At 61.2% G+C, this 21,757-nt stretch carries 25 protein-coding genes, 1 tRNA gene and 1 riboswitch; of the genes, 14 read left to right on the forward strand and 12 right to left on the reverse strand.

Annotation, left to right across the window (positions count from 1 at the left end; translation table 11 throughout):
• Window positions 1-6: 6 nt before the first annotated feature.
• Together ABIE18_RS00430 and ABIE18_RS00435 are read right to left on the reverse strand one after the other, a co-directional pair.
• Entirely contained in the window at window positions 7-531 is a 525-nt protein-coding gene (locus tag ABIE18_RS00430; protein WP_499720669.1) for a SixA phosphatase family protein, read from the reverse strand.
• 90 nt (window positions 532-621) lie between these two features.
• A complete protein-coding gene (locus ABIE18_RS00435; RefSeq protein ID WP_223935847.1) occupies window positions 622-1,488 on the reverse strand; it encodes a winged helix-turn-helix domain-containing protein in 867 nt (288 codons plus the stop codon).
• Between the two features lie 667 nt (window positions 1,489-2,155).
• On the opposite strand from ABIE18_RS00435, the gene ABIE18_RS00440 reads away from it, so the two are divergent.
• The 4 genes from ABIE18_RS00440 to ABIE18_RS00455 all read left to right on the forward strand — a co-directional run bounded on the left by ABIE18_RS00440 (window position 2,156) and on the right by ABIE18_RS00455 (window position 5,808).
• On the forward strand, window positions 2,156-2,896 hold the full coding sequence (locus tag ABIE18_RS00440) for a response regulator transcription factor (protein ID WP_499720670.1): 741 nt from the start codon (window positions 2,156-2,158) through the stop codon (window positions 2,894-2,896).
• 3 nt (window positions 2,897-2,899) lie between these two features.
• Complete coding sequence (locus tag ABIE18_RS00445) at window positions 2,900-4,393, forward strand: sensor histidine kinase (RefSeq protein WP_499720671.1); 1,494 nt, start codon at window positions 2,900-2,902, stop codon at window positions 4,391-4,393.
• 134 nt (window positions 4,394-4,527) lie between these two features.
• A riboswitch (cyclic di-AMP (ydaO/yuaA leader) is annotated at window positions 4,528-4,685 on the forward strand.
• 5 nt (window positions 4,686-4,690) lie between these two features.
• Window positions 4,691-5,500, forward strand: coding sequence for an aggregation-promoting factor C-terminal-like domain-containing protein (locus tag ABIE18_RS00450; protein ID WP_499720672.1), 810 nt, complete (start codon window positions 4,691-4,693; stop codon window positions 5,498-5,500).
• A 170-nt stretch (window positions 5,501-5,670) separates the two neighbouring features.
• Window positions 5,671-5,808 (forward strand): hypothetical protein, encoded by a 138-nt coding sequence (locus ABIE18_RS00455; protein ID WP_499720673.1) that lies wholly within the window; start codon window positions 5,671-5,673, stop codon window positions 5,806-5,808.
• Window positions 5,809-5,820: 12 nt separating this feature from the next.
• On the opposite strand, the gene ABIE18_RS00460 is transcribed toward ABIE18_RS00455, so the two are convergent.
• The 4 genes from ABIE18_RS00460 to upp all read right to left on the reverse strand — a co-directional run bounded on the left by ABIE18_RS00460 (window position 5,821) and on the right by upp (window position 9,088).
• Entirely contained in the window at window positions 5,821-7,212 is a 1,392-nt protein-coding gene (locus ABIE18_RS00460; RefSeq protein ID WP_499720674.1) for a pyridoxal phosphate-dependent decarboxylase family protein, read from the reverse strand.
• 64 nt (window positions 7,213-7,276) lie between these two features.
• Window positions 7,277-7,981: an HAD-IA family hydrolase gene (locus ABIE18_RS00465; RefSeq protein WP_499720675.1), complete on the reverse strand. Its 705-nt coding sequence runs from the start codon at window positions 7,979-7,981 to the stop codon at window positions 7,277-7,279.
• Between the two features lie 45 nt (window positions 7,982-8,026).
• Window positions 8,027-8,404 (reverse strand): VOC family protein, encoded by a 378-nt coding sequence (locus tag ABIE18_RS00470; RefSeq protein ID WP_499720676.1) that lies wholly within the window; start codon window positions 8,402-8,404, stop codon window positions 8,027-8,029.
• Between the two features lie 48 nt (window positions 8,405-8,452).
• Entirely contained in the window at window positions 8,453-9,088 is a 636-nt protein-coding gene (gene upp / locus ABIE18_RS00475; protein WP_431118299.1) for a uracil phosphoribosyltransferase, read from the reverse strand.
• Between the two features lie 22 nt (window positions 9,089-9,110).
• On the opposite strand from upp, the gene tadA reads away from it, so the two are divergent.
• Both tadA and ABIE18_RS00485 read left to right on the forward strand, forming a co-directional pair.
• The gene (gene tadA / locus ABIE18_RS00480; RefSeq protein WP_442004712.1) at window positions 9,111-9,647 is read left to right on the forward strand and encodes a tRNA adenosine(34) deaminase TadA; all 537 of its coding nucleotides are present in this window, start codon (window positions 9,111-9,113) and stop codon (window positions 9,645-9,647) included.
• 22 nt (window positions 9,648-9,669) lie between these two features.
• Entirely contained in the window at window positions 9,670-10,050 is a 381-nt protein-coding gene (locus ABIE18_RS00485; RefSeq protein WP_499720677.1) for a VOC family protein, read from the forward strand.
• Between the two features lie 21 nt (window positions 10,051-10,071).
• Here the strand turns inward: ABIE18_RS00485 and ABIE18_RS00490 are convergent, their stop codons facing one another.
• Genes ABIE18_RS00490 through ABIE18_RS00505 form a run of 4 tightly spaced genes read right to left on the reverse strand, consistent with a single transcriptional unit; the run spans window position 10,072 to window position 13,711 of the window.
• Window positions 10,072-11,295 carry a DNA glycosylase AlkZ-like family protein gene (locus ABIE18_RS00490; protein ID WP_499720678.1) on the reverse strand — a complete coding sequence of 408 codons (1,224 nt, stop codon included), beginning with the start codon at window positions 11,293-11,295 and terminating at the stop codon, window positions 10,072-10,074.
• Between the two features lie 4 nt (window positions 11,296-11,299).
• Window positions 11,300-12,307 carry a glycosyltransferase family 4 protein gene (locus ABIE18_RS00495; RefSeq protein ID WP_499720679.1) on the reverse strand — a complete coding sequence of 336 codons (1,008 nt, stop codon included), beginning with the start codon at window positions 12,305-12,307 and terminating at the stop codon, window positions 11,300-11,302.
• Window positions 12,308-12,706 (reverse strand): 6-pyruvoyl trahydropterin synthase family protein, encoded by a 399-nt coding sequence (locus ABIE18_RS00500; RefSeq protein WP_431118292.1) that lies wholly within the window; start codon window positions 12,704-12,706, stop codon window positions 12,308-12,310.
• Window positions 12,707-12,709: 3 nt separating this feature from the next.
• A complete protein-coding gene (locus tag ABIE18_RS00505) occupies window positions 12,710-13,711 on the reverse strand; it encodes a zinc-dependent alcohol dehydrogenase (RefSeq protein ID WP_499720680.1) in 1,002 nt (333 codons plus the stop codon).
• A gap of 172 nt (window positions 13,712-13,883) precedes the next feature.
• Here ABIE18_RS00505 and ABIE18_RS00510 point away from each other — a divergent pair.
• A tRNA-Ser gene (locus ABIE18_RS00510) sits at window positions 13,884-13,973 on the forward strand.
• 61 nt (window positions 13,974-14,034) lie between these two features.
• Here ABIE18_RS00510 and ABIE18_RS00515 read toward each other — a convergent pair.
• Window positions 14,035-15,168, reverse strand: a complete 1,134-nt coding sequence (locus tag ABIE18_RS00515; protein WP_499720681.1) for a site-specific integrase — start codon at window positions 15,166-15,168, stop codon at window positions 14,035-14,037.
• Window positions 15,155-15,742: a hypothetical protein gene (locus ABIE18_RS00520; protein ID WP_499720682.1), complete on the reverse strand. Its 588-nt coding sequence runs from the start codon at window positions 15,740-15,742 to the stop codon at window positions 15,155-15,157. The genes ABIE18_RS00515 and ABIE18_RS00520 overlap by 14 nt, the downstream gene beginning before the upstream one ends.
• 213 nt (window positions 15,743-15,955) lie before the next feature.
• Here ABIE18_RS00520 and ABIE18_RS00525 point away from each other — a divergent pair, with 213 nt between their 5' ends.
• The 7 genes from ABIE18_RS00525 (at window position 15,956) to ABIE18_RS00555 (ending at window position 21,572) form a co-directional block, all read left to right on the forward strand.
• Window positions 15,956-16,150, forward strand: coding sequence for a helix-turn-helix transcriptional regulator (locus tag ABIE18_RS00525; RefSeq protein ID WP_499720683.1), 195 nt, complete (start codon window positions 15,956-15,958; stop codon window positions 16,148-16,150).
• Window positions 16,151-16,310: 160 nt separating this feature from the next.
• Complete coding sequence (locus ABIE18_RS00530) at window positions 16,311-16,889, forward strand: hypothetical protein (protein ID WP_499720684.1); 579 nt, start codon at window positions 16,311-16,313, stop codon at window positions 16,887-16,889.
• Complete coding sequence (locus tag ABIE18_RS00535; RefSeq protein WP_499720685.1) at window positions 16,882-17,295, forward strand: hypothetical protein; 414 nt, start codon at window positions 16,882-16,884, stop codon at window positions 17,293-17,295. The genes ABIE18_RS00530 and ABIE18_RS00535 overlap by 8 nt, the downstream gene beginning before the upstream one ends.
• Window positions 17,285-18,361: a phage replication protein O gene (locus ABIE18_RS00540; protein WP_499720686.1), complete on the forward strand. Its 1,077-nt coding sequence runs from the start codon at window positions 17,285-17,287 to the stop codon at window positions 18,359-18,361. Before ABIE18_RS00535 ends, ABIE18_RS00540 begins: the two co-directional genes overlap by 11 nt.
• Window positions 18,358-19,668, forward strand: a complete 1,311-nt coding sequence (locus ABIE18_RS00545; protein WP_499720687.1) for a replicative DNA helicase — start codon at window positions 18,358-18,360, stop codon at window positions 19,666-19,668. Before ABIE18_RS00540 ends, ABIE18_RS00545 begins: the two co-directional genes overlap by 4 nt.
• Window positions 19,665-20,276: a DUF7341 domain-containing protein gene (locus ABIE18_RS00550; RefSeq protein WP_499720688.1), complete on the forward strand. Its 612-nt coding sequence runs from the start codon at window positions 19,665-19,667 to the stop codon at window positions 20,274-20,276. Before ABIE18_RS00545 ends, ABIE18_RS00550 begins: the two co-directional genes overlap by 4 nt.
• Before the next feature lie 585 nt (window positions 20,277-20,861).
• Entirely contained in the window at window positions 20,862-21,572 is a 711-nt protein-coding gene (locus ABIE18_RS00555) for a hypothetical protein (RefSeq protein WP_499720689.1), read from the forward strand.
• The last annotated feature ends 185 nt before the right edge of the window (window positions 21,573-21,757 follow it).

Below are 21,757 nucleotides of genomic sequence, written 5' to 3' on the forward strand. Positions count from 1 at the left end.
GCGTTGCTACTTGCGTGGCACCTTGAAGTGCGTCAGACGGGCGTCCTGCCCATCCAGCTCCGCCCATGACTTCTCAGTCTCCAGGACCGTCAAAGCACTGGTTGGGTACCGCGTGGCAGCGTCCATGTAAGCGTCATGGTCCGAGTCGCGCGATGCGAGGTGCATGGCCAGGTCCTGGACGCCGGGCATGTGCGAGATCACCATCAAGGTGGTAACAGTGTCCGGGACGTGGTTGATCACGGTCAACATCCGGTTTGCCGAGGCGGCGTACAAGCCGTCCTCGAGCTTGGGTGTCGGGGCTTTGTCCCCCAACTCATCGCACACCCACGTGCAGGTTTGGCGGGTCCTCAGCGCAGACGAGCACAGAATGAAGTCTGGAACTACCCCATGCTTGAGCAACCATCGCCCAGCCAGCGGAGCTTCACGGTGTCCGCGTTCCTCGAGGGGACGTTCATGGTCCGGGACCCCCATGGGCCAATCCGCCTTGGCGTGGCGCATGATCACCAGGCGCCTGATGTGATGGTCACTCATTCAACAACCTTATAGCCGTACATGCTCGCGTGACCGCGAAAGCGAAAGCGCCCGCCCTTACAGGACAGGCGCTTTCGGCTGCAGTGCTACTTAGATCGAGTATTCCGGAGCGGCCCAGACGATGACCTCAGGGTGCTCGTAGAAGCGGTAGCCCTGGCCACGTACGGTGCGCACGGTGTTGGCAAGGCGACCCAGCTTGGAGCGGAGGCGGCGGATGTGGACGTCGATGGTGCGCTCGTTCGGTACTTCTTCGGCGTTGCGCCACAGGCCCTCAAGCAATTCGTCGCGGCCCACGGTGCGGGTGCCGTTCTCGACGAGGTAGTTGAGGAGCTCGAACTCCTTGAACGTCAGGTTCAGGGACTCGCCATCGAGGTGGACTTCGCGGCGGGCGAGGTCGATCAGCACGCCGGAGGGGCGGGCTTCCTGCTGCGGTGCCGGGCGTGCAGCCTCGGTGCGCTGGCGGGCGGCGACTGTGGGGTCACCGAAAGTTGAACGTACGACGTCGAGTGCGGACCCGGGTGCCCCGGCCGGTGCGACGGCGACTGCAGCGTAGCTCTCAGCCCCGGTGACCAGGGACTGGGCGTAGGCCCGGATTTCCTGGGCAAGCTTGGCAATGGAGGTGCCGGCCGCTGCTGCTGTCTCTTCGTCAATGCCCATGTAGAGCACGAAACCGCGGGCCACGTTGTCGTTGGCGACGGGGCGGAGGCGGTCAGACTGCGCAATGACGGGAGTAGGCGCCGTCATGGGTGCTGGCTCGTTGGTGGGAACTGCCCGCAACTGGCCGTAGGAGTTGGGGTTGTAGCCCTGGGGCACGTAGCCGGGAGCCTGCTGGCCGTTGCCCTGAGTGGCGGGGGCGTACCCGGGGCGGTTGCCGAAGCCGGGGCGGAGCCCTGCGTTTGAAGCGGCCTTGTTGGCGTTTCGGACGGAGATATGGACGTAACCGGATGCAACTGACATGGAGTGATTACCTCAAAAGTGAATAGCCGTCATCGCGGCTTCGAATGCTGGTTGTCCCCGCAATGAGTTTGGGGAAGGGCGCCCAACGCTGGGCTAGGGGGCGAATGCCTGAAACTTCTTTGGGGTGGAAAGTTAGGCTTGCATTCGACAACAGCGGGTCTCGTCGCCAGCGGGTGTGCTGGACCAGATTGCTGCGGCTGCAGGTGCTGTTGAGTTCTTGTTCACATTGGAAGTGTGCAACGTAACAATGGCAACACGCAAGTAACAAACCGCCAAACCGTCCACATTTTGAGACAAGAGGGTCTATTGTGCTGCAGATCACAATTCTTTCACCATGGAAAATGAACGTCATTTCATTCGGTCGCGATGAGAAATATTCGGCTTATGGTGAATTTTCTTCGGCAGATAGTGCATGATGCCCTTCCTGATTCCCATCAGGCGCAAAAGGACGGAATCTCAAGATCTGAAACACTTGCTGTCCAATCGCAAGCCCCTCCAAGCTCGAATTTTTCCCTCGAAATCTGCTACACGCTGTAGAACCGACCAGTATGGACGCCACACTCCTGCGACACCTGCCACCGAACTCCCACGTGGCTAGTGTTGTCCTCACAGCGTCCTCACAGGACCGGCAAAGCTTCGGCAAACCAGCAGAATGGAGAGTTGTCACATGGCATCCCCGCACTCCATGACGAACAACCTTCCCCAGCTTTCCCATCCGGACGGATCCCCTATCCGCGCTTTGGTGGTGGACGACGAACCCAGCCTCTCCGAGCTCATGAGCATGGGCCTTCGCATGGCAGGCTGGTCCGTCGCGGTAGCAGCCGACGGACCAGAAGCCGTGAAGCTTGCCAAGGACTTCCGCCCTGACGTGCTGGTGCTGGACGTGATGCTTCCAGGATTCGACGGCGTCGAGGTCCTCAACCGGATCCGTACCTTCGCTCCGGAAGTGCCCGCGCTGTTCCTCACGGCCAAAGACGCTGTCCAGGACCGCATCGTAGGCCTTGCTGCCGGCGGGGACGACTACGTCACCAAGCCCTTCAGCATGGAGGAGGTCCTCCTGCGCCTGCACAGGCTTGTCCAACGTTCGGGCGTTGCGGCCATGGATACGGCGGAACTGGTGGTCGGCGATCTCGCCCTGAACGTGGACACCCGGGAAGTTTCGCGCGCCGGCGAGAACATCCAGCTCACGGCAACGCAGTTTGAGCTGCTTCGTTACCTCATGGAGAACCCCAAGCGCGTGGTCAGCAAGGCACAGATCCTGGACCGCGTCTGGGACTATGACTTCGGCGGGCAGGCCAACATCGTGGAACTGTACATTTCCTACCTGCGCAAGAAAATCGAAGCCAACCACCCGCCAATGATCCACACCATCCGTGGCGCCGGCTACGTCATCAAGCCTGCGGACTGAATCTTGTCCACCCCTTCAGGAGTAACCCGCAAGACCCAGCGGAACTGGCTCAATCCCTCCACCTGGCATCTGCGCACGCGGTTGGTCCTGGTGGCGATGGCGTTGCTGGTTGCCATTTGCGGCGCAGTTGGAGTGGTTAGCTACGCCTCCATGGACATGTACTTCAACAAACAACTCGACAAGCAGTTGGAGCAGGCGTCAAGCCGCGCGAATGACTTCGGCAGGCCGCCGTCGAACTTTCCCTCAAGTGGTCGGCCGGATCCGCTGGAGGCCCGCGGCCAAGGCGCCGGGACCCTCAACGCGAGGATCGATGGTTCCACCGTCATTAACTCGGGACTGTTAAATGCAAACGGCCGTCGCGTCGCACTCTCGGCGGAAGACAAGCAGGTCCTGCTCTCACTCCCCCGCGACAACCGGCCTGTGGACCGTTCATTGTCCAACGGCGACTACCGGCTGGTGGCTGTTGAGACCACCTACGGCGACGTCATTGTGACGGGCTTGCCGTTGGCTGATAAGCAAAACGCGGAGGCCTCGCTGGTATGGACCATGGTGTTTGTTTCCCTTGGCGGACTGGTGCTGATCGGCCTCGCCGGCACTGTCATCATTCGCAGGACCATGCGGCCGCTGGAGCAACTCTCGGAGGTTGCAACCAAAGTATCGCGCCTTCCCCTCGACGCCGGTGAGGTGGCACTCGCGGTGCGCGTACCGCCGTCGGCCTCCCATCCTGGAACAGAAGTGGGCAGCGTTGGCCACGCTTTGAACCAAATGCTGAACAACGTTTCCAGGGCCCTGGAAGCCCGTCAGGAGAGCGAAACCAAGGTCCGGCAGTTCGTTGCCGATGCCTCCCACGAACTTCGGACGCCGCTGACCGCCATCCGCGGATACACCGAGCTGCTTCGTATGACGGAGAACTTCACGGATGACGGCAGGAAGTCGCTGGCACGGGTCCAGAGCCAGTCGGAACGCATGACCACGCTTGTGGAGGACCTGTTGCTGTTGGCGCGCCTGGACGAAGGCCAGCCGTTGAAGGTCACGGATGTGGACCTGACGCAGCTGGTGATTGAGACCGTCAGCGACGAAAAGGTGATGGCACCGGACCACATCTGGAAGCTCCAACTCCCTGACGAGCCCATTACGGTGCGCGGGGACGCAACCCAGCTGCATCAGGTGTTGGCCAATCTGCTGTCCAACGCCCGCAAGCACACCGATCCAGGTACCACGGTGGTCACAGGCGTCACGCTTTCCGCGGACGGTTGCGCGGTGGTTACGGTCACTGACAACGGACCTGGTATTCCTCCTGGGTTCCAAGGCCGTATTTTCTCGCGTTTCGCCCGGGCTGACGCGGCGAGATCAGGCTCGGAAGGAACCTCCGGATTGGGCTTGTCAATCGTCGAATCCATCGTCGAGGCGCATGGCGGAAGTGTGGAAGTAACGTCCCAGCCGGGACGCACGGAATTCGCTCTTCGCTTCCCCACAGCTTCGAAAGAACGCATATAACGAATCAGGCAACATGACGCGCCGTGAACGTGATCTCTGTTACCCAAATGTGACTTAAGCCGAAACCTCCTGTACCTTCGAAAGGGTGGGTCGCCCCTAACTGGCCCACACCCGGGATGCGCCGAGCTCTGCCACTTCCCGGAGTTCCGTTCTCATTCGAGGCAGAGACGGGGGACCCAGAGTCTCCGGGCACAGTACTTTCCTTGCCCTTGGGGTGAAGCCGCAGCTACGCGCGCGGCCGGATGACCTCATCCGAACCCGACAGCTAACTCCGCAGGCGCTGAGAGGTAATCACACATGTCTGAATTCAACGATCAGACGCGCCCTTCCGCGCGTCACCGTGACGAACACAATGCTCCCCTGACGAAGTCGCAAGCCGTTCTGAAGAACGCTGCACGCCGTGGCAAAACCGGGCAACGAATGTCCGTTGTTGCAGGAGTCGTTGCCGCAGCATTGGGCGTCGCATCGCTCGGCCAGGCCGCAAACGCCGCATTCAATCTCCCCGAAACGAGCCAGGCGTCCGAGACGCAGGCTACCGCCCAGATCAGCAACAAATCAGCGGAAATCTCTGCTTCTTTGGATGCCGCTGCCAAGAAGGGCGCAGCCGACAGGGCTGCCGCAGACCAAGCTGCCGCCGCACAAGCAGCTGCCGAGAAGGCTGCGGCCGAGAAAGCCGCCGCCGACCAGGCAGCTGCCGCACAGGCCGCCGAGAAGGCTGCCGCTGATGCAGCCGCCAAGCAGGCTGCCGATGCCGCCGCCGCTGCAGCCGCGGCCGCTGCCGCGGCTCCCAAGGCCGTGGACGATCCCGCTGCTGCCAAGGCATACGCCGCCAGCATCCTCGCCAACTACGGCTGGGGTCCGGGTGAAATGACTGCCCTGAACACCCTGTGGGAGAAGGAATCCAACTGGCGGACCACGGCGACTAACGCGTCCAGTGGTGCCTACGGAATCGTGCAGTCCCTGCCGGCTTCCAAGATGGCAACTGCCGGCGCTGACTGGGAGACCAACTACCAAACCCAGATCAAGTGGGGCCTGAACTACATCAAGGAACGCTACGGCTCCCCCTCGGCAGCCCTCGCCTTCCACCTGGCCAACAACTGGTACTAAGCCAACTCAATAGGCAGGTTTGAGCCCACCCCAGCGGGCTCAAACCTGCAGGGCCTGATTGCCGCCCCGTTTTCCGCCGTCGCAGCAGTGATTACTGCAGCTGACGGCGGGAACCGGGGCGGTTTTCGCCTTTAACGTGCTGTCCCACGTTTCACGGTCACAGGCCGCCGATGGTTTTCTCGGCCGAGGCCACCGCCCGGGCAGCCTGGCAGGAAAACAGGCAAGCCATTAGCGCAGGCCTGGCTTGGAGCGCTGAGCAGTTGGCCGGGCTGATGGCATACCTGGAAAAGGCACGCTCGGCTTTGTAACCAAGACGGCCTCTATGCTTCCGGTTCGGCCTCTGCCGCGCCTCTAACGGCTGCGATGGAGGCAGCGACGTCACCTGCGTCCGTGGACCAGTTGCTCACCGAAATCCGGAGGATGTCACGTCCTCGCCATGAGGAACCCGACATCCACACGATCCCTTCGGCCATGAGCCGCTGGGTGACGCGGCGTGTGCGGTCATCGCTGCCGAAGGCGACCGATACCTGCGTGAAAACGACGTCGTTCAGGATCTCGACGCCCGGGATTGCGGCGAGTCCCTCCGCCAACGCGCGGGCGTTTGCTGCAAGCCTGTCCACCATGGCAATGACTCCGGACCGGCCCAACTGTCGGAGGGCAGCCCACACCGGGATGCCCCGGGCTCGTCGGGACAGTTCCGGAACTTTGTCGAACGGATCGCCCAGTCCGGTCTCCGTTGCAATGAGGTAGCTCGTATGGATGCTGAAGGCACGTCTCAGAGCTTCCGGCCGGGACACGATGGCCAAGCCACAGTCGTACGGGACGTTCAATGTTTTGTGGGCATCGGTGGCCCACGAATCGGCCGCCTCTACGCCGGCCAGCCGCCCGCGCAGGTTTGGGCTGACCGCCGCCCACAACCCAAATGCGCCATCCACATGCACCCAGGCCTCGCGGTCATGGGCTACTGCGATGGCTTCGGACATCGGATCGAACGCTCCGGAATGCAGGTTGCCGGCCTGCAGGCACACGAGGGAAGGTCCGGGTTGTTCATCCATGGCATCCGCGAGGGCGTCCGGCAGGATCCTGCCTTGATCGTCCGTGTCCACAGGAACGCATGCTCCCAGCCCCAGATACCGCAGTGCGAGGTCCACGGCGGCGTGCCGTTCGCGGCCGGCAAACGTTGTGATGAGAGGCGCCCCGGTCAGGCCAAGGTCCGCCAGGTCCCATCCTGCCTCGTCCATCAGGTATTGGCGCCCGGCGGCCAGGCCCGCGAAGTTGGCCGTTGTAGCGCCAGTGGTGAACCCGACGTCGGACCCTCGCGGAAGATCCAGTAACTCGAGGAGCCAGGCAGCTGCGGATTCTTCGATGGCGGCGGCAGCGGGAGTCGCAAACCTGAGCCCGGCGTTTTGGTCCCATGCCGAGACAAGCCAATCTGCGGCCATGGCAGCGGGCAACGTTCCGCCCATGACCCAGCCATAGAAGCGTCCGGACTGGATTGCCATCAACCCGGGCTCAGCCAATGCGGCGAGCTCATCTACTACGTCAGCCGCATCCGTTGCTTCATCGGGAAGGCTCGAAAGAAGGCTCGAGGCGACCTGGTCGGCGTCGGACCTGGGCCGGACAGAACGGCTTGGCACCGATGCAAGCCAATCCGTCGCGTGCGCCATGGCCCGCTCCAGTGCAGCACCGTACGCCCCCGGCAACGCAGACATGCGCACAGCCTACTCCCGCTTCACCGGTTGGAACAGCGGAGGCGAACAGCGGAGGCGAACAGTGCTAGAGCGTGAGAGTGATGAGGTGACCGCCGTCGTCGTCTTTCACGGCTGTGACCGTCACGGCAGAGTAGTCCGGGATACGCCACATGCCCGGCTCAAGCTCCCCACCGGCGTCGCCGACCACCACGGTTCGCATCCCGGCAGCTCGGGCGGCTGCGATACCTGCGGGTGCGTCCTCAAAAACCACGACGTCGGCCGGTTTCGCGCCCAGCAACGCTGCGGCTTTGAGATACCCCTCCGGGTGCGGCTTGCCCCGCGTAACACCTTCGGCGGTGACGGTAGTGGATGGCATGGAAAGTCCGGCAGCCTTCATCCGGATGTCGGCCAGGATGCGGTCCGCGGATGTGACGAGCGCGATGGCGTCGTCCGGCAAGGCAGCGAGCAGCGCTTCGGCGCCGGGGAGGGCAATCACGCCGTCGGTTCGCGTGCGTTCCATCTCGCCAAGCTCGGCAGTCAAAGCTTCAAAATCGGCGTCGACCGGAGCATAACGGCGCACAGTATCGCCCGCTTGCACCCCGTGGGACGTCCGCAGGATCTCGTTGTAATCGAGGCCGTATCGTTCGGCGAACTCCAGCCACACCTGCTCGACGATCGCCGTGGAGTCAACCAGTGTTCCGTCCATGTCGAACAGGACAGCACGAACCGTCAGGGTAGGCGCGGGCCCGATGTGCGCGGCAGGCGTAGTTGGCTCGGCAGGATGGCTCATGGCTCCATCCTGCCGCACCATGCAGGGGTTGCGGCGAACTGTGACTTAGCCGTTGGGCCGGTGCGGAATGTACTGCACAGCCCACTTATTGCCGTCCGGGTCCGAAAAATGGACGAAGTGTCCCCAGTCCTGGACATCGATATCGCTGACGTCGACGCCATTGGCCTTGAGCTGTTCGTGGGCCTTGTTGATATCGCTCACCACTATTTGAAGAGATGGCGCGGTTCCGGGAGGGGCATCGCTGAGGCCCTCACCGATCGCGATGGAACAAGCCGAACCCGGCGGAGTCAACTGCACAAAGCGGATGCCGTCCATGGGACGCTCATCGAAATCGGCGTTGAAACCAACTTTGTTGACGTAAAAGTCCTTCGCGCGATCCACGTCGGACACAGGGACAAACACCAGTTCAAGTTTCCAGTCCATGCGCCACAGGCTAACGGGGCGCGCCGGAAAGCGGTAGAGGCGTGAGGATTAGCCGGCCACGCCGTAGAGGCGGTCACCGGCGTCGCCCAAGCCCGGAACGATGTACGACTTCTCGTTGAGCTTCTCGTCAATCGAAGCGAGGACTACCTTCACGTTGGCGTCCTGCAATTCCTCCTCCAACTTGGCGAGGCCTTCCGGAGCTGCCAGCAGGCAGATGCAGGTAACGTCCGAGGCGCCGCGCTTGAACAGGAACTTGATGGCTTCGCGCAGGGTGCCGCCGGTGGCAAGCATGGGGTCCAGCACGAAGATCTGACGTCCGGTGAGGTTCTCGGGGAGGCGCTCCGCGTAGGTGATGATGTCCAGTGTTTCTTCGTCGCGGGCCATGCCCAGGAAGCCGACCTCGGCGGTGGGGACCAACTTGGTCATGCCCTCAAGCATGCCCAGGCCAGCGCGCAGGATGGGAACCACCAACGGCGTCGGCTTGGTGAAGGCCGTGCCAATGGTCTTGGTGACAGGGGTCTCGATCTCGACTGGCTGCGTCTTAACCTCACGGGTGGCCTCATAGGCCAAGAGAGTGACGAGTTCTTCAGTGAGCTGCCGGAAGACCGGTGAAGGGGTGTTCTTGTCCCGCAGAACGGTGAGCTTGTGAGCGACCAGCGGGTGGTCCACGACGAGTGTGCGCATCGTCCAAAACTATCATTGAGACATGAGCGCCACCGAGCCGTATCACGCTGAACACATGGCCTGGATGGGCCTCGCCCTGGACGAGGCCCGGTTGGCCATGGAAACGGACGACGTGCCGATCGGCGCGGTTGTTCTAGGGCCCGACGGCGGCGTGCTGGGTTCTGGACGCAACGAACGGGAAGCGCACGGGGACCCAACCGCCCACGCAGAGATCGTCGCTATCCGCGAAGCCGCGGCTGCCCTGCAACGCCACGCCCTCGAATTGGGCGAAGGCGGCGATGGATGGCGCCTCGAGGACTGCACCTTGGTGGTAACCCTCGAACCGTGTGCCATGTGCGCCGGGGCAATCGTCCTGGCTCGGATTCCCCGCGTCGTGTTTGGCGCGTGGGATGAGAAAGCCGGGGCGGCAGGTTCCGTGTTCGATATCCTCCGCGAGCGCCGGCTCAACCACTGGGTGGAGGTCTACGCAGGCGTGCGTGAGGAAGAATGCGCAACGCTCCTCCGGGACTTCTTCGCTACACACCGGGTACCGGCAGCGGAGCACCGCTCACCCGCCTGAGCTCTATGTTAAGGAGCCAATCATGACAATCGCTTTCAACCACACCATCATCTACGCCAAGGACAAGCACGCGTCCGCTGCGTTTCTGGCCCGCATCCTTGGGCTTCCCGCACCCCAGCCCATGTGGTCCTTCGTCACTGTTTCCTTGGAGAACGGCGTCACCCTGGATTTCCTCGAGGCCACAGGAACCATCGAGCCCCAGCACTACGCCTTCCTGGTCAGCGAGGAGGAGTTCGATGCGATATTCCTGCGGATCACCGCCGAACACATCCCCTATTGGGCCGACCCCGCACGCTCCCGCGCGCAACAGATCAACCACAACGACGGCGGCCGCGGGATCTACTTCTGCGACCCGGACGGGCACTTCCTTGAAGCAATCACCCGGCCGTATGGTTCGGGCTGAATGCCTTTCGGGCTGAGTGCGTTACAGACCAGCGGCCTCGTTGAGGGCGTCGATCCGTAGCTGCCGGGACGCCGGTGAGTCCAGGCTGAACGACCTGAAGTCGCCGAGTTCGTCGCGGATCCATGCTTCAATTTCGGCGATCCGCTTGCTGACTGCGGCAGTGGGCTTGGCGAAGGTCCAGGCCGCGATGCGTTCTTTGCCGGGATCGTACTGCCACAGGCCGATGATCCTGCCCCGGTCCAGAATCGGGTGATCCGGGAGGTCGGCCTGAAGCGCAAGGGTGGTGTCCAGGACCTTCTTTCCTTTGTCTTCCTCAGCGAACATGTCGGCCGAATTCCGCCTGTGGAGGACCAGTGAATCCGTGCCGGCAAGCAACTGGATCTGCTCGTCGCCGGGTTCTTGGAAGTCGGACAAGCGCTCGACGTCGTTCGGCAGCATCCACAGCACGTCACCGTTTGCGGTGGGCACTTCTACTGCCCCGACGCCGGCGAGCGCCGCTTTGGTCTGGGCTACGGTGAACGCGGTGAACCACTGGCTCTGCTTGAGAGTCGCTCCGCCAGTCCAGCGCAAATACCGTTCGAGCAGGAGGCGGCGAGCGCCGTCGTCGTCAATTTTGCTGGGGGCAAGGCCCCACTTGGTGTAGGCGTAACGCTGCTGGTCGAGGCGCCCGTTGATGGGGACCCGGCGGATGCGGCCGTCGGCTTGGAGCAGGCCCAGGGCCGTTGGCAGGGTGGTGGCCGCCCCCTTCTTCTTGCCTTCCTCTCCGAGGCTCCGCACGGATTCGCCCAGTTGGTCCTTGAGCTGTTTGGGGTCCAGGGGATCGCTGGACTCCTGAAGGGCGTGCTCTACTTGGTCCTCGAGAAGGGTGATCTCGCTGCGCTCCACTCCGAGTCTGGCCAGTACCTTGAAGGGTGCAACGGCGGCGTCGCGGCCGATCTGCAGACCCCAGGCGAAGTCGGCCCTGCCCAGTACGTAGGTGCAGCCACGGGCCGTGGGCAGTTCGTGAATTTTGAGTTCTTTGACGTCCCGGTCCACCTGTTCGCGGCTGATTCCCGCCCTCGCGAACAGGGTGAGGTACGGATTGGCGCCGCCCACCGAGCGTGCCCATCCGGCGTGATCCAGGACTTCCTCGGACGTCTTTCCTGCGAGTGACCCGTCGAGGCCCTGTTTGTGCCAGGCCCAGGCCCGGAGGCGCTCCGGGGTGAGGGTTGTTGCGGCCGGAATGGTCTGGACTGTGGGCGTCATGGCCCTATTCTGCACCCTCGCCGCTGCCGAGGGCCTTCAGAACCGTTGCTGCTGTACCGTCCCACCCGGGAAGGTTGGCCCGGGCCTGGAGTGCTGCAGTGCGCCAGCTCTGTTGGAGGCCTTGGTCACTGAGCCATCTCCGGAAGGTGCTGGCTAGGTTGTTGGGCTGTGTGAGGTCAAGCGCCGTCCCCGCTCCTGTGTTTCCAAGGGCTTCCACGGCACCGGTCCCCTGCCGGACAATGACCGGGACGCCATGGGCCAATGACTCCGTTACCACCAGCCCGAACGCCTCGGACTTCGAAATGAGGATGCTGAGATTGGCTTTGCGCCACTGATTCTCCAAGGGCTCGCCGGTCAACTCACCCGTCATGGTGATGCGCTTTTGGAGCCCGTGACGTTCGACGGCGGCCCTCACCTCTGCCGCGTACGCCGGGTCAGGTTGGTCTGTGCCGATCAGGGCGGCCGTCCATGGCAGGTCCTTAAGCGTGGCGAGGGCTTCCACCAGTTCCGTTTGGCTCTTGTTGGGCAGCAACGCGGCGAGGGCGATAATGTGCGGGGGCTCCGAACCGTTTGCTATCTCAGCCGCTTCAACTCCGGGATGGGCAACCACAACGTTTTTGAGGCCATGCCTTTTTTCCAGTGCGGCAGCAGCATGGGCGCTCGGGCAGATAACACCTGAGGCTGCGGCCAGGGCCCGGGCTTCAAGGTCCGGGTGATCGGCCAGCGCCATGTGGGAGAGGATCCACACTTTGGTTCCTGCATTCACCGCGCCCGCCACTTCATCCGGGACCCCACTCGCAACCAAACCGTCGGCAATCACTGGGGTGCCGCCGTCGAGCATTTCGGCAAACCGCTGCCGGTCCGCCGGGCTCCCAACCGGCCACTCGCCGTCGACGATGGCTGTCTCTATCCCGACGCCCAGGGCGGTCAGATGCTCGGCGAGTTTGGCGTTGTACTTGTTCCCGCCGGAGCCGTGCCGGACATTTCCCGGCACCAGGAAGCGGATGTGCACTTACTTAACCGGGAGCTCCAGTGAATATCCTGCCCACGCATCAGGATTCTCGCGAAGGACGACGTCGATACCGCTGAGGGCTGCCCCATCCGGGGTGTCCGTGATGTGCGCGGCCACGGCGTCTGCGATGTGCTTCGCCAAGGCCTCCGTGGTGGACAACTTGCCCTTGAAGGCTGGGTGTTCGTCGAGGTTCTTGTAGTTCAGGTCTTCAAGAATTTCCTCAAGAATGCCGCCTGCAGCGCCGATGTCCAGGACGATGGCGTCCTCATTGAGGTCCGGGCGGCGGAAGGTCACCTCGGCGACGAACGTGGCACCGTGGAGGCCCTGCGCTGGGCCGAACGCTTCGCGGGGAAGGCTGTGGGCAATCATGAAGTGGCGTCGGACGGTCAGGCTGAACATGTCTTATTCCTCCGGCTTTGGATAGGCGACCACGTGGCAGAAGCCGCCAGGCTTTTCAAACAACTTAACGAGCGTGGTGGGCAGATTCTGAAACTGGCATTCGCTGCTCAGAAACGTGTCGAACACCGGATCTTTCAGGGTTGCTGCCGCGAGTTGGAGGCGCTGGGCGTTGGTTCTTCTGTGCCTCCTCGGCAACGCCACGGCCCCAACCTGGCTGGAGCGGATGGTGAGCCTGCGCGCATGGAAATCCTCGCCCAGCGGCAGCGTGACTTCCTTGTCAGCGAACCACGAAAGCTCAATCACCTCGGAATCGTCGCCAGCAAGTTGGAGGCTCAGTTTGAGTCCCTCATTGGATGCGGAGCAGTGGAAAACGATGTCGCAATCGTTCTCTGCTTCGTCCGGGAGCGCGAAGTTGATGTTGAGTTTTTCGGCGAGATCTCTCTTGTCCGTGTCTGCATCAACGAGTTGCAGACGGCCCAGCGGATACTTCCGGAGAATGGCCGCCAGGACGCCGCCCACCAGGCCACCACCGACGACGGCGACACGGTCTCCCAGCCTCGGTCCAGCTTCCCAAAGGGCATTGATGGCCACCTCCACGATGCCCGTGAGCACGGCACGGCGGGCAGGCACGTCGTCCGGTATGGCTGTGAGCTGGTTCGTCGGGACAACATAGAAATCCTGGTGCGGGTGCAGGCTGAAGACGGTTTTGCCGATCCAGTTGTCCGGGCCCTCTTCCACGACGCCGACGGACAGGTATCCGTACTTGACCGGGCCGGGGAAGTCGCCTTCCTGATGTGGGGCATGCATCAAATCAGCCACGCGCTCTGGGACGCGCCCTTCATGGACTACGCGCTCCGTGCCGCGGCTGACGCCTGAGTACAGGGTCCTGACGAGGGCTTCTTTGGGGCCTGGCGTTGGTATGGCCTCCGGGCGCAACTCACCGTGTCCCGACTCAGTGACCCAATAGGCCTGGGCCTCGTGTTCTTGTTCGTGCGAGATAGTCATGATGCTTATGAATCTATCGCTGGGCAGGTGCGGGCGGAAGTTGAGAGCAGTTGTCGGCGTTTCCCGGGTGGTTGGTTGGGGGTTTGCTGGGGGTTGGTCTGCGGCTCGGTTTGCGGCTCGTTTGGGGCTCGTTTTGGGGAACGGGCCCCAACTCCGGTACCCTATTTCAGTTGGTGACGTGTCCGAGCGGCCGAAGGTGCAACACTCGAAATGTTGTTTGGTGTAAAAGCCAACGTGGGTTCAAATCCCACCGTCACCGCCACTTTGAAAGGCCCTGCTTCCCTTTGTTTATGAGGGATGCGGGGCCTTTTGCTTTGTCCAAATCAGGCTGGTGGGCACATTTTGGGCACATTCGCCAGAGAGACGGCGTGATCTAGAGCGTCTGAAACTGAGTCCAAGTCCCCGTCAAAGAGATCCGCGTAGACATCCAGGGTCATCGCTGCCGAGCTGTGCCCCAGCATCTTTTGCACGGCCTTAACGTTGGCGCCGGCCGAAACGGCAAAGCTCGCCGCCGAGTGCCGCAAATCATGAGGAGTGATTCTGGGAATGCCGGAACGCTTCACGGCGCCGGCAAACCAACTCATATTGTCCTCGTGCACCCGAGCCAAGCGCAGATGGTGGCCATCCTCGCCGGGGAACACCAGATCTTCACGTCCCTTCCCTTCGCACTGAGCCGCCAACTGCTCACTGAGGAACCGCGGAAAGGGAACAGTTCGCTTCTTGTGGTTCTTCGGCGTCCCAACCTCAATCACGGAACCAACCTGCACGGCATTCTCTTCGACCATGAAGCGCCGCCGCAGCATGTCCAGGTGCTTGACCCGCAGCCCAGTGGCCTCACCCCACCGCAGGCCGCAGTACGCAAGCGTGAGCACGAGGGCTGGATACTTACTGGCAGTAGCCAGGGCATGCACCTGCTCGTGAGTCAGGTAGACGTGAGCTTTCTTGACCTTGCGCGGCAGAGTAACGCCACGGGCAGGATTGCTAAGCGTGCGCCTGTCGCTCACAGCATCGTCCAGGATGGCCGCCAGAACCCCATAGGCGCGGATGACGAGCGTCGCGCCCTTGGGCTTGCGCGGAGGCTTTGCGTTCTGGTCCCCTAGCGTCATCTCTGACACCCACTGCTGCACTGTCGTTCTACGGACGTCGGATACAGGAACGTGCCCCCACGCCGGCAGGACATGGTTTCGCCAGGCAGACTCCACTGGGCGGAGGGACGATGGTTTGAGGTGCGTCTGCCGGGCAAGCCACTGAGCACCAAGAGGCCCAATCAATGCCTTCGCTGCAGTCGCATCAATGAACTCGCCACGCGCCTTAGACACTTCAACCGAGGCCAGGAACAGCTCCGCATCACGCTTGGTTTTGAAACCGCGTTTCTTGGTTTGCGTGCGATCAGGCTTCCGGTAGCGAACCTGGTAACGCTTGCCGGCGGCCGTTGTGTAAGGCTCAATTGTCGGCATAAAACCACTCCTCAAAAATGCCTAAGTCACGCGCTTTCTTGATCCACTTCGTGGCGGTAGTTCTCGGTAGCGGCTCGAGGTTCTCCCCCGCAAATATCTGTTGAACATACAGCGCCGGAGCCAGCCCGATTGAGTCGGCGAACATATACAGGTCAGCTACATATGCCAGCGTTGCCCTCTCTGGGCCTCTTAGCCGGAGCCGTTCGAGGATGTCATCAGGCAGCTGGACCGGACTGTCGAATGCTATTTTTCCGTCGAACTTTTCCCAGTCGAAGTGGAACATGCGCCGGTAGACCACATGGTCCACGATCGCTGCACGCCAAAGCTGTTTGACATTCACGTTGCGCAGGTCCGTTGAAGTCACTTCCCGGCCCACCTTTGACGAGACCGTGATCGCCGTTGGCCGCACGCCTTCCCCTTGAATCCAATCGACGCGGAACGAGACTTCTTGCCCCTTGGCTGGCGCATCACTAATCACCAACGTGCCCGGCATGTCGATCATTACGGAGCCGAGGTGGTGCGTCTGCGCCCCTGCGTCTGGCGTGTATCTGGACTCAACTGTCATTTCGGGCATGGCGTCATTGTTGCAGAGTGGTTCACTGGTGACAAGTCAGAATCACTCGGGGCCTCCGCTGGCAAACGTGAACCTCCGACCCTCCTTCAAGTTCGCCCAATCGCGACCCAGAACTCCGGGGGGCCAGTGTTGACAACTCAGCCCCCCTTTCCGTAGTCTCGATCCCACCAGCCGGGAGGCTTAGTTGTCAAAACTGAACCAGAGGAAGCGCGAATGGAAACGAAGCTCAGAAACACAAAGGAAACGGCCGACTATCTTGGCATCACCGACAAGTCTCTTGTCCAAAAGCGATACATGGGAACTGGCCCGAAATTCATCAAGATGGGACGGACTGTGCGGTACCGCCAGGCGGATATCGACGCGTGGCTAGACGAACAGACGCACGAACAGACGGGGCGGGCTTCCTAGTGACCTCCCGCTGCGAACCGCGATCGCAATGCGGCGGCCGCCCAATGCCAAGCGAAGCGGAAATGCACAAGGAACCAAATAAGAAAGCTAGCCGTGGTGCGTCCAACGCCAATCAGAACACCACGGCCGAAGAACCAACCCGGGTCAACTAGGAGATTCTGTGAAACACGTTATCAAAGTACCTTCGACTGCGCGAGAGTTCGGCAACTTGGCCGATCAGTTAGAGATGGGGTTTGCGGAACTGCTTGACCTCTTTGACAAAGCGCTGGGGTCGCACTGGTGGAATGACGATCATGAGGAGTTGACCATTGAGGTTCGCGACCTCGGCGCCACGCCGGAGGAAGATTCCAGGCCGGGCCTCGCTGCCGCTACTTGGCCTGACAAATGGTTCCTGACAGTGCGCGAGGGAGCTGAACTGGCCTATGGCTTGGGCGTGACCCTGACCGATCTCATGGCTGAACTTGAGAAGCGGCTTGGCCCCATCCCAATGCCTCCTGCTGGATTCAGCCCGGATCCGCACTCCGACACTCGCTGGCTCGGACCCGAATCCACGCACCGCAAGTGGATCATCACCCCGGTCTGGAACGCGGCGACAGACACTCACTCTTTTGACGTCCGGCTAGCGGATCACCAAGCCCCAAACTATGCAGCACTGTCGGCGAGTGACGCTCTTGAACTCACCGAAGCCCTTGCCGCAATCGCAGCTACCACGCACACGAAAGGGGCAACTGATGCTTAGGCCAGAAACCGAGGCCGTGCTCCAAAAACTGGACGACATTGAAGGCCGAAAGTCCTCCGATGCCAAAGTTGGAGTCTGGTTTGAAATCCTCGGACAGCACTCAGTCGAAGATGCCATCGACGCAGTGCTGAAGTTCCACTCCAAGCCCTTCAAACGCCCTGCCTACCCCGGGGACATCAAGGCCTTGATCGTAGAAGTGGAAGCTGTCCGTCTTCGTCGTTGCGGCACGGTGGAGGCGAATGAAGCAGACCTCTTGGCTTGCGATCGGAGGGCAGCCAACGCACGTCTACGCACTCTGATCGCGACCGGACAGTGGTCGGCTTCGGATTACCGGGAGTACCGCCGATCCAAGCTTTCTATGGATGGGTTCATGTCAGCGAGAGGAGCGCTGTCTGTTGGCTCGTGACCGTGCAAATATTCGTGTGGATCTGTGGGCGGACGGTGACTGGCGGGGGCTCTCAATAGGAGCCCAGCACCTGTACCAGCAGATCCTGACACACCCAACGTTGAACTACGCCGGGGTTGCTGACTGGCGGCCAGGGCGGCTTGCTGCACTCACCAATGACCGGACGGCCGCCGACGTACAAAGGGACGCTTGCGAGCTTTCCGAGGCTCACTTCATTCACGCTGACGACGCCACTGAGGAGGTGCTTGTGCGATCCTTCGCCCGCCACGACGGAGTAATCAGGCACCCCCGGCTTCACGTCACCATGGCGAACGACTTTGCCGGGATCGCCTCAACTGACATCAAGGAGTTCTTCGCATTCGAAATCCAGAAGATTCACCAAGAGCAGCCGGAGTTGGCTCTCTGGAACCACCCGAAGGTGCAGACGATCCTCAAGGCCAAGGCAAGGGATATGAAAGGCGTGAGCCAAGGGCTTAGGCAAGAGGATGCAATGAGCTTTGGAAGCGCTACGGCTAAAACCTTGGCAAAGGATTCGAATAGCGTTTCCATGCGAACAGCTACTGCTACTGCTACATCTTCTAAAGAAGATATTCCTTCGTCGGAGATTTCTGACGAAATCCCACGACCAGAAGTTGATGAACTTCTTGATCTCCTCGATTCCTGCTTGGTGAAGAACGGATCCAGGAAGCCATCCAGGAACAAGAAGAACCGTGAAGCAGCCAGGCTGCTTCTCGACCGGGACGGGTACACCGTCGATCAGGTCTCGTGGATGATCCGGTGGGCAACTGCTAACGAATTCTGGCGGGCAAACATCCTGTCCATGTCGAAGCTCCGCGAGAAATTCGACCAGCTGAAAGCAAAGGCTGGCGTCGGCGGCAAGTCGCCCACCGTCGGATTCCAAGGCGAAATTGACGTCGAGGCCGTGCTGGGCAGGGACGTCTGGACTCCAGGCACCCCACCCGCCGGGCTGGACGTCGCTGGTGAGATCGCATGGAAAAAGGAACAGCGGAACATCCACAACGCCGAACGGCTGGCAGAGGCCAAGCAGAAACTGGGGATCTCATGACGAACAACTTGAAGCTGCGGCAGGACATCGACGCCGAACGGGCAGTCATCGGCGCAGTACTCCTGGATCAGCGAACCTTGGACGAAGTCGAGCTGAAAGCAGAGGACTTCTACCTCCCCCAGCACGAGCAGCTTTGGCACATGATCTTGGCGGAGGCAAGGGGCGGTCGGCCGGCCTCAGCCCTGGCCATGTCGCAAAAGCTCGTGTCGAACCCGATCGTCGGGATGGACCCAGCGTACCTCCACCAGTGCATGGAGGCGGCGCCAGTCCGGTCGGCAGCGGCACACTACGCCAGCATCATCACCGGGACTGCCAGGCTTCGGCGACTTGCCGAGATTGGCCGGAAGCTGCAGCAGATGTCGGATAATGCGGATTGGGATGAGACAGAGGCTGTGCTGGACCAAGCCAGAGTGACCTTGGACGCCGCGGCCAATGAAGCGACAGGGATCCGTGTCCGGACGTTCTCGGCGGCGCTGGAGGATGCCGTGAACCTCTGGTCGGCACCCAAAGGCAAGAGTTATCCCACTGGGTGGTCTGAGCTCGATCACAAGTTCAACGGCGGATGGCACCCAGGGCAGCTAACTGTCATGGGCGCCCGGCCGGCAGTCGGGAAATCGTTGGTGGCGGGCTGCGCGGCCGTGGCAGCATCCAGATACGGAGTCGGGTTCTTCTCCCTCGAAATGAAAGAGCACGAAGTGGTGGGCCGCATGGCCGCAGCTTCCGAAGGGATCGACCTCCACAAGATCAACTCCCATAACCTCGGCGAGGAGGACTGGAGGAAGATAGCGCACCTAACCACCAAAGCCGCAGACTGGCCCGTTTACATCGAGGAAGCCTCCCGCATCACCATGGCCCAAGTCCGGGCAACAGTCCGCACCTGGGCCCGACGCGGACCGGTGCCGTTGATCATCCTCGACTATCTGCAGCTTTGTGCCCCAGCCGACCCAAGGGACATGCGAGAGCGCCAAGTTTCCCGAATCGCTGAGGACTGCAAACACCTAGCCAAGGAATTCGACACCCACGTACTGGCCCTCGCCCAGGTCAACCGCGGCTCCACGCAACGAGCGGACACCCGCCCGACCATGGCTGACCTTCGAGAGTCCGGGGGTATCGAAGCTCACGCGGACAACATCATCCTTCTCCACCGAGACGACCAAGAGATGGAAGGCGAGCTCGAACTCATCATCGAAAAGAACCGCCACGGCCAAACAGGCAAGATCCGTCTCGCGTGGCGCCCACACTTCGCCTCGGTCAACAGCATGTCCATCGGCCCCAACGACTACCGCTACGGAATGGAAGCATCTTGAACATCGATACTCTCAACGACAACGTTCACCGGCTGACCCGCGAACACCGCGCCATCCACATCGATAGCGAGACCGGGGCGAAGTCATTCCCAACCGAGCTAAGCCTCTTCGATCAACTCCGGCAGGAAATCCAATCCGGTCGGCGCGCAAACGGCGGTGGTGGAGGCTCAGGCTCGCGCTCACCCATCGCAATCCCGGCATTCAGCCTTTGGTCTGAAATCCGCGAAACCCTCGCAACTATGCACATCACAATCACCGGCAACGACGAACCCAAACTTAGCCAAGAGAGCAAGCTTCAGAAATGGGCCGCATGGACCCAGAGCGACAACAGAGGACAAGCTGCCAGGAAATGTCTCGAGAACACCACCAAATGGATGCTAGCCATTCAGCAGATGCTAAACCCCGTCCGACGCACGGAAATTGTCGGCCCCTGCCCACAGACTGACTGTGGGGCCACCCACGCCTGGACATGGGACGAAGACGAATACGTCCGCAATACCGCCCTCACCGCAACCGGAACCGAAGCCCAGTGCGGAGCTTGCGGGGCGACCTGGGTAGGCACCGAACTACACGAACTCGCATTCCAACTCAGGAAGGACGCAGCATGACCTCGAATCTTCCGGAACCAATCTATAAAGCCGGGCTAACCCGATGGGAGACCCCTCGCGACCTACAGGCCGGCACGAGAGCACCCCAGGTGCCCGACGACCCCGGGCCAATCCACGCAGTTCGCCCCACAGCCAGGGAACTGACAATGCTCGGCCCTTCCTTCCTGGAAGACACCTACAACTACCGGGCAGCACTCTGCGGAGCCAAAGTGAAAGTCGTCATGCCAAACTCCTTCAAACCCACAGAAACGGGAGCCTGCCAGGATTGCGTTGATGAGGCCCGCAAACCAGTGTCAAGCAAGTTCCTACATCCCAAGGGTGGGATCACCACCGCGTTCACCGACCGCTGGAACCCTGCGCGATGGCACCGCCTCAGCCGGAAACGACAAGGAAAATGACACGCTTGTAAGTAAGCCGTTTATTTAATACACTGGTGCCACAGCCCACAGCTGTAACCAAAACCTTTTAGAAGCCCCGGACGCTGACCGCTCCGGGGCTTCTGCCTTGTCAGCCAGATTCAGTACACGGTTCTGCGAAGTCTGTGCGCGCGAGCAGGGGCTCGCGTGACAGGACAGAATGTCCACTATGGATGACAAATTCGATCACACGTCGGCAAGAGAATGGCCTCCTCCTGGCCATGCCTTTACTTGGACAACCGAGATGAACCTGGATGGGTTCGAGCCGTTCCAGTACGAACTAACAGTCTCTGATGTTGACCAGATGGATATGAGTAACGCCATCTACGGCCGAATCGGCGGCCCAGCACCAGCAGACATCGAGCTTCGCAAGAAGCTGTACTACCTCGTAGGAGCCATTACTGTTGCTAGCGGTCACATCGAGGCCGCAATGAAGCGTGTAATCCTCACTCTGCAGGAGAACCGGACACGCCAATTCAGCTTGGTTGATAAGACCTGGACCGACCTCCACAAGATCCTTGTCAAAGAACTGAAAAAGGAAGACGGTGGGCCACAACTACGCAAAGTCCGTGAAGAACTGTCGAAACACATCCAGTGGGCCGAGCGGCGGGGACTCAAAACGCATCGAGACGACTTTGTTCACGGTTCGATCTGTGACTTCGCCATGCCTGCAATCATTCTGTCCCGATTCCACAGGAAACAGGATGGAACCCAGATCCTGTACAGGATGGAACAGATAGAAGTGATCGCCGAGAATCTTCAGGAGTATGCGGCGCGCCTTGAGTCGCTCCTCCATGGGATTTGGCACGAGGCCATGCTCCCCGCGAATCCTCAGGTGCCGGGTTATTCAGCATTCACAAGACCACAAGGCTCAGACTAACTGCAGTGGCATGCTCCCAGCCTTGGGCAACTTCACGGACACCGCCGCTCGTCGTGACGACGCCGGCACAAGGGTAGGTAGCCCATCTGGTGACGGGCCGGGTTTGATCCCCAGCGAGGTTGGTTCGATTCCGACACTACCCACTGATCGAAACGCACGCCGACCAACAATAGGAATCGCGGCCT

It is taken from the genome of Arthrobacter sp. 2762 (genome assembly GCF_040548745.1).
In the GTDB taxonomy this organism is placed as follows: domain Bacteria; phylum Actinomycetota; class Actinomycetes; order Actinomycetales; family Micrococcaceae; genus Arthrobacter.